Below are 12074 nucleotides of genomic sequence, written 5' to 3' on the forward strand. Positions count from 1 at the left end.
CGGGTCAGCGCTGCTGCAGGTGCGGGTTCTTCGCGAACAGCTCCGCGGCCCAGTCCACGAAGGCACGCACCTTGGCGCTCAGGTGGCGGTTCGGCGGGTAGACCACGTGCATCGGGATCGGCGGGCAGAGCCAGTCGGGCAGTACTTCCACCAGCTCACCGTTCGCCAAGTGCGGCTCGACCACGAGGCGCACGCACTGCGAAATGCCGAAGCCACCCAGCACAGCGGCCAGATGCGCGTTGCCGTCGTTGACCGACACGCGGTACGGCCCGGTCAGGTCGATCACCTCGTCGCCCTTGTGAAACTCGTGCGGATAGGGCCGGCGCGTGCTGCCCGAAAAGAAGCCGACGAGCTGGTGGCGCTTTTCGATGTCGTTCGGGTGCTGCGGCATGCCGTAGCGCTTGAGGTAGGCGGGTGACGCCACGGTCACGAAAGGCAGGCTGCCGATGCGGCGTGCCACGAGCGACTGGTCGGTGAGCGCGCCGCCGCGGATCACGCAGTCGATGTTGTCGGTGATGAGATCGATCGCGCGATCGCTCACGCCCAGGTCGACCTGGATGTCTGGATAACGCTCCATGAACTGCGCGAGCGCCGGCAAGATGACGTAGCGCGCGATCTGCGTGCCGACGTCGATGCGCAACCGGCCGGTCGGGTTGGCCTGCGCGTTGGTCATGCCGGCCTCGATGTCGTCGAAGTCGTTCAGGAGGCGCGCGGTGCGCTCGAAATACGCGGCGCCGTCCGGCGTGACCGTCACGCGGCGCGTGGTTCGATTGAGCAATTTGACGCGCAGGCGCGCTTCCAGTGCCTGGATCTGTTTGGTGACCGTGCCCTTGGGCAGGCCAAGCGAATCTGCGGCACGGGTGAAGGTGCCGGCCTCCACGACGCGGACAAAAATCCGCATGGCCTGGATCTGGTCCATCGAAGTGCTCCTGGCAGCGCGCAGCGGAAATGCCGGCGCTGCGGAATTCTCACATGCGCTTTTGGGCCGATTGTTGTTCGAATGGAAACAGAGAAGGGGTCACAACGCTGTTTTTGAACGCACCGCAGGTCCTATATTCGATCCATCGCCTCTCCGGGCGCCCCGTCCATTCACCAGGTTCGCCATGTCACCCCGTTCACCGCTGCCAGTCGCCCGAGGTTCCGCCGCCGCGGCGGTCGTTGCCGAGGCCGACATCACCATCGAGTTGCCCCATCGCGAGCCGGTGAAGGCGCGCACCTATGGCGCGAAAACCAAAGGCGTCGTCTCGCCGCTGGTGCTGCATTTTCATGGCGGCACCTTCGTCTCGGGCGACCTGGACAACGGGCGCACCGTCGGCCTGATGCTCGCCGGTGCGGGCGCGGTCGTGGTGTCGCTGGCCTATCCGCTGGCGCCGAAGTATCCGTTCCCGGAACCGATCGAGGTCGGCTACGCCGCGCTCGAGTGGCTCTACAAGAACCGCGTGAAGTTCGCCGGCAAGGGCGCGCCGCTGTTCCTCGCCGGAGAAGAAGCGGGCGGCAACCTGGCCGCCGCCGTGGCGCTGATTTCGCGCGACCGCGGGCATCCGCCGCTCGGCGGGCAGATCCTGCTGTCGCCGATGCTCGACCCGTGTGCCGGTACGGCGTCGCTGCGCAAGGCCACGGGTGATGCGACCGACTGCAAGTTCGCGTCGGGTTGGCAGGACTTCTTCCGCTGCCCGAACGATGCGGTGCATCCGTATGCCGTGCCGGGCGCGTCGCTGCGCCTCTCGGAGATCGCGCCGACGCTGGTGCTGGTCGGTGCCGATGACCCGATGCGCGACGAAGCGCTGGCCTTCGCCGAACGCCTTCGCCATGCCGGCAACCCGGTGACGAGCAACGTGCTGCCGTCGGCGACCAACTGGCCGGAGGCGCTGTCGGCGCCCGAAGCCAACGAGTGCGTGTGCAGCGCGACGGTGCAGCAGCACTTTCGCGAGTTCTTCAGCGCCTCGACGCCACCGCCCGCGACGCCCCCCCAAGCAGCTGGCTGACGCCGCTCCTTTCTTTCCCTTTCCGAATTTTCGGTAGCCGGTGATCCCGGCCACCGGAGCCGCCGCCTGTCGCCAATCGCGCCGGGCTGGCCTTCTGCATCCCCAAGTCACCACAAGGACGTTTCCCATGTCTAAAAATCAACTCTCTTTGCTGGCCCGTCGTGGCCTCTGGCCGACTGTCACCGGCCTCACTGCCGTCCTTGCGCTGGTCTCGGCCGGCCTCGGACTCCACACCCTGAAGGCCGAAGCCAGCGATGTGCCGACCGCGAGCGCACCGCAGGCGATCCCTGTGTCGGTCGCGACCGTCGCCGAAAGCGACGTCGCCGGCTGGCACGATTTTTCGGGACGCCTCGAAGCGGTCGAACGCGTCGACGTGCGCTCGCGCGTCGCTGGTGCCGTGCAGGCCGTGCACTTCAAGGAGGGCGCGCTGGTGAAGGCGGGTGATCTGCTCATCACCATCGACCCGGCGCCTTACGCAGCCGACGTCGATCGTGCGTCGGCGCAGGTCGCTGCCGCCCAGAGCCGCGTGGCCCAGGCCCTCAGCGAACAGGCGCGCGCCAAGCGCCTGTGGGACGAGCAGGCCATCGCGCAGCGTGAGTTCGAAGAGCGTGCCAACGGCCGCAACGAAGCCGACGCCAACCTGCGCGCCGCGCAAGCGTCGCTGCAAACCGCGAAGCTGAGCCTCGGCTACACGCAGGTGCGTGCGCCGGTGGCCGGCCGCATCGGCAAGCTCGAAGTGACGGTCGGCAACCTCGTGGCGGCCGGCCCCGGTGCACCGGTGCTCACCACGCTGGTGTCGGTGAGCCCGATCTACGCGAGCTTCGATGCCGACGAGGGCGTGATCGTGCGGGCACTGAAAGACGTGTCGACCGCCGGCAGCAGTGCGCGCGGCCTCATCGAACGCATTCCGGTGCAGATGGGCACGGCGGTGAGCGACGGCACGCCGTGGCTCGGCAAGCTGCAGCTCATCGACAACCAGGTCGACGCCAAGAGCGGCACGGTGCGCGTGCGCGCCGCGTTCGACAACACCGACGGCGCGTTGATGCCCGGCCAGTTCGCCCGCATCCGCATGGGCCAGGCGCGCACCGACAAGGCCATCCTCGTGAGCGAACGCGCGGTCGGCACCGATCAAGCCAAGAAGTTCGTGATGGTGATCGGCGCCGACAACAAGGCCGAGTACCGCGAAGTGACGCTCGGCGCGCCGAGCGACGGCCTGCGCATCGTGAGCAAGGGGCTCAAGCCGGGTGAACGCGTGGTCGTGAACGGCCTGCAGCACATCCGCCCCGGCGCGCTCGTGGCACCCCAGGAAGCGTCATGAATCTCTCGAAGTTCTTCATCGACCGGCCGATCTTCGCCGGCGTGCTGTCGGTGCTGATGGTCATCGCAGGGCTCATCGCCCTGCGAGCCTTGCCGATCTCGGAATACCCCGACGTGGCGCCGCCCTCGGTGGTCGTGCGCGCGCAGTACCCCGGCGCCAACCCCAAGGTGATCGCCGAAACCGTGGCGACGCCGCTCGAGGAATCGATCAACGGCGTGGAAGGCATGCTCTACATGGGCAGCCAGGCCACGACCGACGGCGTCATGACGCTGACCGTGACCTTCAAGCTCGGCACCGACCCGGACAAGGCGCAGCAGCTGGTGCAGAACCGCGTGTCGCAAGCCGAGCCGCGCCTGCCCGAAGAAGTGCGGCGCTTGGGGCTCACGACGATCAAGAGCGCGCCCGACCTCACGATGGTGGTGCACCTCGTGTCGCCGAACGACCGCTACGACATCAACTACCTGCGCAACTACGCGGTGCTGAATGTGAAAGACCGGCTCGCCCGCATCCAGGGCGTGGGGCAGGTGCAGATCTTCGGCGGCGGCGAGTACTCGATGCGCGTCTGGCTCGATCCGCAGAAGGTCGCGCAGCGTGGCCTGTCGGCGAGCGACGTGGTGGCGGCGATCCGCAGCCAGAACATCCAGGCCGCCGCCGGCGTGGTCGGTGCATCGCCGGGGCTCACGGGCGTCGACATGCAGCTGTCGATCAATGCGCAGGGGCGTTTGCAAAGTGAAGAAGAGTTCGGCGACATCATCGTCAAGAGCGGCACCGACGGCGCCGTGACCCGGCTGCGCGACATCGGCCGCCTCGAGATGGGCGCGGCCGACTATTCGCTGCGCTCGCTGCTCAACAACGACGCGGCCGTCGGCATGGGCGTGTTCCAGGCGCCGGGTTCCAACGCGCTGGACATCTCGCGCGACGTGCGCGCCACGATGGACGACATCGCCAAGGGCATGCCCGAAGGCGTCGAGTACCGCATCGCCTACGACCCGACGCAGTTCGTGCGGGCGTCGATCGAATCGGTCATTCACACGCTGCTCGAAGCCATTGCGCTCGTGGTGCTCGTGGTGATCCTGTTCCTGCAGACCTGGCGCGCCTCGATCATTCCGTTGCTGGCGGTGCCGGTGTCGGTGGTCGGCACCTTCGCGATGCTGCATGTGCTGGGCTTCTCGATCAACGCGCTCTCCCTGTTCGGGCTGGTGCTGGCCATCGGCATCGTGGTGGACGACGCGATCGTCGTGGTCGAGAACGTGGAGCGCAACATCGAAGCCGGGCTGAGCCCGCGCGAGGCGACCTACAAGGCGATGCGCGAAGTCTCGGGGCCGATCATCGCGATCGCGCTGGTGCTGGTCGCGGTGTTCGTGCCGCTGGCCTTCATCAGCGGACTGACCGGCCAGTTCTATAAGCAGTTCGCGGTGACCATCGCGATCTCGACGGTGATCTCGGCGATCAATTCGCTCACGCTGTCGCCCGCGCTCGCGGCCTTGCTGCTGCGCGGGCACGACCAGCCGAAAGACGCCCTGACGCGCGGCATGGACACCTCGCTCGGCTGGCTGTTCCGCGGCTTCAACAAGCTGTTTCACCGCGGCTCGCAGGCCTACAGCGGCGGCGTGACGGGCGCAATCTCGCGCAAGACGCTGATGCTGGTGATCTACCTGGCGCTCATCGGCGTGACCTTCGGCCTCTTCAAGGCAGTGCCGAGCGGCTTCGTGCCGGCGCAGGACAAGCAGTACCTGATCGGCTTCGCGCAGTTGCCCGACGGCGCCACGCTGGACCGCACCGAGGATGTGATCCACCGCATGGGCGAGATCGTCAAGAAGAACCCGAACGTGGAAGACGCGATCGCGTTCCCGGGCCTCTCGATCAACGGCTTCACCAACAGCTCGAACTCGGGCGTGGTGTTCGTCACGCTCAAGCCCTTCGACGAGCGCAAGCGCGTCGACCAGAGCGGCGGCGCGGTGGCGGGTCAACTCAACGGGGCTTTTTCCAGCATCCAGGACGCGTTCATCGTGATGTTCCCGCCGCCGCCGGTGGCGGGGCTGGGCACCACGGGCGGCTTCAAGATGCAGATCGAAGACCGCGCCTCGCTCGGCTACGACGAGATGGACAAGGCCGTGAAAGCGTTCATGGCGAAGGCCTCGCAGGCGCCCGAACTGGCCGGCATGTTCACCAGTTGGCAGGTCAACGTGCCGCAGCTCTATGCCGACATCGACCGCACCAAGGCGCGCCAGCTCGGCGTGCCGGTGACCGACATCTTCGACACGATGCAGATCTACCTCGGCAGCCTGTACGCGAACGACTTCAACAAGTTCGGCCGCACGTACTCGGTGCGGGTCCAAGCCGATGCACCGTACCGTGCGCGCGCCGAAGACGTCGGGCTGCTGAAGGTGCGCTCGACCTCTGGCGAAATGGTGCCGCTGTCGGCGCTCATGAAGGTCAATTCGAGCTTTGGCCCCGAGCGTGCGATGCGCTACAACGGCTACCTCGCGGCCGACGTGAACGGCGGCCCCGCACCCGGCTTTTCGTCGGGCCAGGCGCAGGACACGGTCGCGCGCATCGCGGCCGAAACGCTGCCCCAGGGCATCAGCTTCGAGTGGACCGAGCTCACCTACCAGGAGATCCTGGCCGGCAACTCCGCGTTCCTCGTGTTCCCGCTGTCGATCCTGCTGGTGTTCCTGGTGCTGGCTGCGCAGTACGAGAGCCTGACGCTGCCGATCGCGATCATCCTGATCGTGCCGATGGGCCTGCTCGCCGCGATGACCGGCGTCTGGATATCGGGGGGTGACAACAACGTCTTCACGCAGATCGGGCTGATCGTGCTGGTGGGCCTGAGCGCGAAGAACGCGATCCTGATCGTGGAGTTTGCACGCGAGCTGGAGTTCGCAGGCAGGTCACCGATCCAGGCCGCGATCGAGGCCAGCCGTCTGCGCCTGCGCCCGATCCTGATGACCTCGCTGGCCTTCGTGATGGGTGTGCTGCCGCTGGTGCTGTCGACCGGTGCCGGCTCCGAAATGCGCAAGGCGATGGGCGTCGCGGTGTTCGCCGGAATGATCGGCGTGACGGCCTTCGGCTTGTTCCTCACGCCGGTGTTCTACGTGGTGTTGCGCCGCCTGGCCGGCAACCGGCCGCTGAAGCAGCAAGGTGAATCGACCGTATCCGATCTGCCGGCAACAGCGGTCCCTGCTTTGGGCGGCGGCGCTGGCAACCAGCATCTGCAGCCCGCCGCACCGCATTCGTCGCACGAATGAACGACGCGAAAAGAAATTCGATCATGACCCTCCGCTTTTCAACCTTCACCCGGCCGTTGCGCACCGCGCTGCTGCCGCTCGTCGCCGCACTGGTGCTCGCCGGTTGCGCCTCGACCGCCGAAGTCGCGACCGGCATCACCACGCCGGCGCAGTTCAAGGAGCAATCGGCCAGGGCCGGCACCGCGGCGCCTTTGCAGGCCGCCGGCGACTGGTGGCGCGCGTTCAACGATCCGGCGCTCGACGCCGTGGTCGAGCGCGCAGCCATTGGCAACACCAGCATCCAGCAGGCGGCGGCCCGGCTGGCCGAAACACGCGCTTTGGCGCGCACCGTCGACGCCGATCGCGCGGTGCAGGTCGGGCTCGGTGCCGGCGCGAATCGCCAGGCCGGCCTCGATCGCAACCTGAGCACCCGGCCGTCAACGTTGCTGAGCGCGGGCGCCAGCATTTCGTACGAGCTGGATCTGTTCGGCAAGCTCTCGGGCGCGAGCAATGCGGCGAAGCTCGACGCGCAGTCGCGCGAATCGCTGCTGCAAAGCGCGCGCCTGCTGGTGCAGGCCGAAACCGCTCAGACCTACCTGTCGCTGCGTGCGCTCGACGCCGAGCGCGGTCTGGTGCGCGAGCAGGTCGATGCCTACGGCGACACGCTGCGGCTCATCGAACGCAGGGTGCGCGCGGGCGATCTCGCCGAGCTCGACCTGGCGCGCGTGCAGACCGAACTGGCCGCGACCGAATCGGAAGCGCTCGCGCTCGACCGCCAGCGTGCCTTGCTCGAACACGCGCTTGCTGTGTTGACCGGCGATATCGCGTCCAACTTCGGGATGCGTGCCGCCGAATGGTCGACGGCCTTGCCGTCCATTCCGGCCGGCGTGCCGTCGACCGTGCTCGAACGCCGGCCCGACGTGGTCGCGGCGCAAAAAACCGTGCAGGCCGCGCAGGCCCGCGTCGGCGCGGCAGAGGCGGCCTGGTTCCCGACCATCGCGCTCACCGGCGGCGGCGGCTTCGCTTCGCCCGAGCTCGGCGACCTCTTCAAGTGGTCTGCGCGTTCGTGGGGCATCGGCGCGTTGCTGTCGCTCCCGATCCTCGACGGCGGGCGTCGAGCGGCGGGCGTGCAGGGTGCCTCGGCGCAGCTCGATGGCGCGCTGGCCAGCTACCGCGAGCAGGTGCTCGTCGCCTTCCGCGAAGTCGAAGACCAGCTGGCGTCTCTCCGGCTGCTGCAGGCGCAATCGGAAGTGCAGGCGAGGGCGGTCGCTTCGGCACGCCGCGCCACGGTGCTGTCCGATTCGCGCTATCGGAATGGCTACGTCAGCCAGCTCGACCTGCTCGACGCGCGCCGCAGCGAGTTGCGCAACCGGCGTCAGGCGCTGCAGGTGAAGTCGGCGCAATACCAGGCGACGGTGGGGCTGATTCGCGCGCTCGGCGGCGGATGGGATGTTCCGGCGGCCAAGGTGGCCAGCGCTTCCTGAGCGCCCGAAAAAGAGCCCACCGGGTTAAGGCCCCGGTGGGCTTTAGAAGCTGGCCTTTCGGGCCAGACAGAGGAGGAACTCACGTCATGACCCGGCGCGGGCGCCCGGGTCGTTCAGCAGGTACGCTGGCGGCAGGCATCCGGATTCAATGACCATGAACAACGACCTCGATTTGACCCCTGAGAAGTCCCCGGTGATTGCTCCCGCAAAGTCGCCCTACGAGCGCGACCTTCCGGCGGCGTACCGCGCCGTGCGCAAGCTGTTGTCGAACCCGGACGACACAACGCAGGTCTTCGTCATCATGCGATCGCTCAACGGCAAGATGGCGGTCAAGAATTACCAGCGGCTGCTCAAGACGCCCGGCGGTCCGCGCCTGGCCTACCGTCGGGTCGAACTGGCCGAGCGCTTCTCCGATCCTGCTTTCATCGCCAGTTTTGCGCCCGGCACCGTCGGCGCCACCTACCGCGATTTCCTGAGCGAGACCGGCTACACCGCCATAGGCCTGGCGGAGATTTCCAACCTGGAGAAAGAGCCGCTGGCGGAGCATCCGTACGCCTGGTGCGCCCGTCGACAGCGCGACGTGCACGACATCTGGCACGCGTTGACTGGCTACAAGGCCGACGATCCGTTAGGCGAGGCCGCGCTGGTCGCGTTCAGCTTCGCGCAGACCGGCGGCCTGGGCTGGGGCTTCATCGCGCTGGCGGCGGTGTTGAAAAACCTGCGCGAAGGCAACAAGGGCGTGGCGCGCGCCATCGCCGAGGGCTATCGCAACGGTCGGAAAGCGGCGTGGCTGATGGGCGAAGACTACGAAGCGCTGATGCACGAACCGCTGATTGCGGCGCGTGAGCGACTCCGCATCGGCGAGCCGGTCGCCTACGTGGCCATCGGCGGTGAAGTGCCTGTCAGCAGCCCGCAGCGCACACACCGGCCGACGTGAATTCCATCGGCATGCCCGAGAGCGGAATGTGCACCGGCACTTTCACCGCCTTGACGAAGTTCTCGGTCTTGCTGCCGGGGCGCACCTTGCCGCCGACCGTGCCGACCTCGTTTGCGTGCGACGCGATCACTGCCGCGGGCTTCACGAGTTCGTTGATCACATAGGCCGACTCGAGCGGGCCGGTGGTGAGGCCGTCGCCGATGTTCATCACCACCAGCTTCGCCTGGTAGTAGTCGCGCACGACGCGCTCCTGATCGGCGGTGATGCCGGTGTCACCCGAAAGGTAGGTGACCAGGCCGTTGCTGAAGCGCAGCACGTAGCCGGTGGCCAGGCCCACGTCGCCGGCGATGCCCGCGTCTTTCATGGCCTTGCCGAGGTCGCCGCCGATGAAGTCGGGGTCGACGCCATTGCTGTGCATCGCGGTGACGGTCGCGATGCGCACGCCGCCGATGGTCACGCTGGCGCCGAAGCGTGCGGCAACCGAGTTGGCCGGATCGCCGCCGTTCGCGCGGAGCTTGGCCGCGAAGAAGGCCGGCATCTCGCTGCCGGTGACGATCTTCGAATTCTTCGCGAGCGCGATGTTCACCGCGCTGGTGTTGGGCAGTGCCGAGACGGACATGTCGGGGCTGGCGCAGGTGCCGGCGTTCGGGGCCTTGGTGTGCGCATTGCCGACGTGGTCGCCGTGCATGTGGCTCACCAGCACGATGTCGATCTTGCCGAGCCGCGGATCGCTGGGGCCCGCCACGGTGCGGCCCGGGTCGTACAGGACGCGCGTGCCGTTCGGGTCTTCGAAGACGAGCGCGCGGTCTTGTGGGCAAAACTCGCCGTCGATGCCGCCGAGCGACGTCACCTTGACGTTCTGGGCCAGTGCGGGAAGGGCCAGCAGGGCCGACACGGCGAGCGCCGCGAGTGGGGAAAATCGCTTCATGAACATCTCCGGCAGTCGTCGAGGGAACGAGGGGATGTCAGTATGGCCGCCACCGATTCGCGCCCTGTAGGACGCTGGAGGAAGAACGCGATTTCGCTCGCGAAATCCGTGCAGCGACCGCGACGCCGTAGGGGCGCAGGAGGCGCGCTGCAGCGGCGGTGACCGCGCCCGAGAGCGTCCCCAGCACGATGCCGCCGACGATGTCGAGGGGGAAGTGCAGGCCGAGATGGATGCGCGCCCAGCCCGTCGCGAGCATGAGTGCCGCGGCGGCGATGCCGACCCGTTGCAGGCCCGGTCGCAGCATCAGGAACACGGCGAGCGCCGTCATGACCGACGCGTGCGTGCTGGGCAGTCCGCCACGGGCGCCGTGTGCAACGTGCGGGGGGCTGAGCCCGACCATGAACGGCCGCGGCGAGTCGAGCCAGGCCGCCAGCGCGTGCGCGATCACCGCGACGCAGCCGGCGCACGCCAGCCCGAGCGCGACGTCGAAGGCCTGAGCCGGATGCCGCCACACGGCGCCCGCCAGCAGCGTCACGACGGCCCAGACCGATGCCGCTGTCGCCGCGCGCGCCACGTCGAGCGTCCACGCATCGGGGGCGAAGCCCGCGCCGAGCACATCGAAAAGCAGGAGGTTCAACGCTTGCATGGACACGGAGCGTGGCGGCGGTCTGTGGCAACAGCATGTCAAGCCGCAAGAAGGCTCGGGGACAATGCGGCGATGAGTGAAATGCGAGAGAAGAACCGGCCCGCCCGCTGCGTCATGGTGCTGGGCACCACCAGCGGCGCAGGCAAAAGCTGGCTGACCACTGCGCTGTGTCGCTGGTACGCGCGGCAAGGCCTGCGCGTGGCGCCGTTCAAGGCCCAGAACATGAGCAACAACGCGCGCGTCGTGGCCGGCGGCGAGATCGGCAGCGCCCAGTACTTCCAGTCGCTTGCCGCCCGCGCCGAGCCCGATGTGCGCATGAACCCGCTGCTGCTCAAGCCCGAACGCGACACGCACAGCCAGGTCGTGCTGATGGGGCAGGTGAGCGAAGAAATGTCGGCCTTGCCGTGGCGCGGGCGCAGCGAGCGCGTGTGGCCGCAGATCGCGCAGGCGCTGGACGAACTGCGTGCCGAGAACGACGTGGTGGTGATCGAGGGCGCGGGCTCGCCGGCCGAGATCAACCTGATGGCGAGCGACATCGTCAACCTGCGCGTCGCGCGGCACGCCGAGGCGCGCTGCCTGCTCGTGACCGACATCGACCGTGGCGGCGCCTTCGCGCATCTCTACGGCACCTGGGCGCTGATGCCGGAGGCAGACCGCGCGTTGCTGCACGGCTTCGTACTCAACAAGTTTCGTGGCGACGCGGCACTGCTCGCACCCGCGCCGCAGATGCTGCAGGAGATGACCGGCGTGCCGACCGTGGCGACCTTGCCGATGTGGTGGCAGCACGGCCTGCCGGAGGAAGACGGCGTGTTCGACGCCACCGCGCGCAGCAGCGGCGAAGTGACACGCACGATCGCCGTCGTCGCATATCCGCGCATCAGCAACCTGGACGAATTCCAACCGCTCAAAAACGTGCCGGGGGTGCGCTTGCGGTGGGTGCGCGCTCCGGCCGAACTGGCCGATGCGGACTGGATCGTGCTGCCCGGTTCCAAGCACACAAGCGGCGATCTGGCCTGGCTGCGTGCACAGGGGCTGGACCGCGCCATTGCCGCGCACGCTTCGCGCGGCGGCGCGGTGCTCGGCATTTGCGGCGGGCTGCAGATGCTGGGCGAGGCGCTGATCGATCCGCACGGCATCGACGGGAATGCGCCCGGCCTCGGCTTGCTGCCGCTGGTCACGGTGTTCGCGCCCGACAAGACGGTGCGGCATCGCGACGCGCATTTTGGTGATCTCACCGGCGGCTGGGCGGCGCTCTCGGGCGTCGCAATGCACGGCTACGAGATTCACCACGGCCAGACCGCCGAACACACGGCGATGGCCGCTGCCGGCGACCTCGCCACGGCGGTCATGCCCGACGGGCTGGCCTGGCAAAACAGCGCGGGTAACGTGCTCGGCCTCTACCTGCACGGCATGTTCGAAGACCCTGCCGTGCTGCACGCGTTGTTCGGGGCCGGTGCGCCCACGCTCGACTCGGTGTTCGACGGCCTCGCCGACTACATCGACACCCACTTTTCAACGGGCGTGCTGCGCGCCCTGATCGACTGACACG

Annotated in this window: 9 protein-coding genes; 6 read left to right on the top strand and 3 right to left on the bottom strand. The window is 67.9% G+C overall.

Annotated features, from left to right (window positions below; all coding sequences use genetic code 11):
- Nucleotides 1-4: 4 nt before the first annotated feature.
- A complete protein-coding gene (locus AX767_RS18620; RefSeq protein ID WP_068632680.1) occupies nucleotides 5-919 on the bottom strand; it encodes a LysR family transcriptional regulator in 915 nt (304 codons plus the stop codon).
- A 184-nt stretch (nucleotides 920-1103) separates the two neighbouring features.
- Between AX767_RS18620 and AX767_RS18625 the strand changes: the two genes are divergently transcribed.
- The 5 genes from AX767_RS18625 to AX767_RS18645 all read left to right on the top strand — a co-directional run bounded on the left by AX767_RS18625 (nucleotide 1104) and on the right by AX767_RS18645 (nucleotide 8951).
- The gene (locus AX767_RS18625) at nucleotides 1104-1985 is read left to right on the top strand and encodes an alpha/beta hydrolase (protein ID WP_068632681.1); all 882 of its coding nucleotides are present in this window, start codon (nucleotides 1104-1106) and stop codon (nucleotides 1983-1985) included.
- A 127-nt stretch (nucleotides 1986-2112) separates the two neighbouring features.
- Nucleotides 2113-3303: an efflux RND transporter periplasmic adaptor subunit gene (locus AX767_RS18630; protein ID WP_068632682.1), complete on the top strand. Its 1191-nt coding sequence runs from the start codon at nucleotides 2113-2115 to the stop codon at nucleotides 3301-3303.
- Nucleotides 3300-6551 (top strand): efflux RND transporter permease subunit, encoded by a 3252-nt coding sequence (locus AX767_RS18635; protein ID WP_068632683.1) that lies wholly within the window; start codon nucleotides 3300-3302, stop codon nucleotides 6549-6551. Before AX767_RS18630 ends, AX767_RS18635 begins: the two co-directional genes overlap by 4 nt.
- A gap of 23 nt (nucleotides 6552-6574) precedes the next feature.
- Nucleotides 6575-8014, top strand: a complete 1440-nt coding sequence (locus AX767_RS18640; RefSeq protein WP_068633878.1) for an efflux transporter outer membrane subunit — start codon at nucleotides 6575-6577, stop codon at nucleotides 8012-8014.
- A gap of 193 nt (nucleotides 8015-8207) precedes the next feature.
- Entirely contained in the window at nucleotides 8208-8951 is a 744-nt protein-coding gene (locus AX767_RS18645; protein WP_237288493.1) for a Coq4 family protein, read from the top strand.
- Here AX767_RS18645 and AX767_RS18650 read toward each other — a convergent pair.
- Both AX767_RS18650 and AX767_RS18655 read right to left on the bottom strand, forming a co-directional pair.
- Nucleotides 8917-9879 carry an MBL fold metallo-hydrolase gene (locus tag AX767_RS18650; RefSeq protein WP_068633884.1) on the bottom strand — a complete coding sequence of 321 codons (963 nt, stop codon included), beginning with the start codon at nucleotides 9877-9879 and terminating at the stop codon, nucleotides 8917-8919. The two genes, AX767_RS18645 and AX767_RS18650, sit on opposite strands and share 35 nt — an antisense overlap.
- 37 nt (nucleotides 9880-9916) lie before the next feature.
- Entirely contained in the window at nucleotides 9917-10525 is a 609-nt protein-coding gene (locus AX767_RS18655) for a phosphatase PAP2 family protein (RefSeq protein WP_068632684.1), read from the bottom strand.
- An 81-nt stretch (nucleotides 10526-10606) separates the two neighbouring features.
- On the opposite strand from AX767_RS18655, the gene AX767_RS18660 reads away from it, so the two are divergent.
- A complete protein-coding gene (locus tag AX767_RS18660; RefSeq protein ID WP_068633886.1) occupies nucleotides 10607-12070 on the top strand; it encodes a cobyric acid synthase in 1464 nt (487 codons plus the stop codon).
- Nucleotides 12071-12074 lie beyond the last annotated feature (4 nt).

It is taken from the genome of Variovorax sp. PAMC 28711 (assembly GCF_001577265.1).
GTDB lineage: Bacteria > Pseudomonadota > Gammaproteobacteria > Burkholderiales > Burkholderiaceae_C > Variovorax.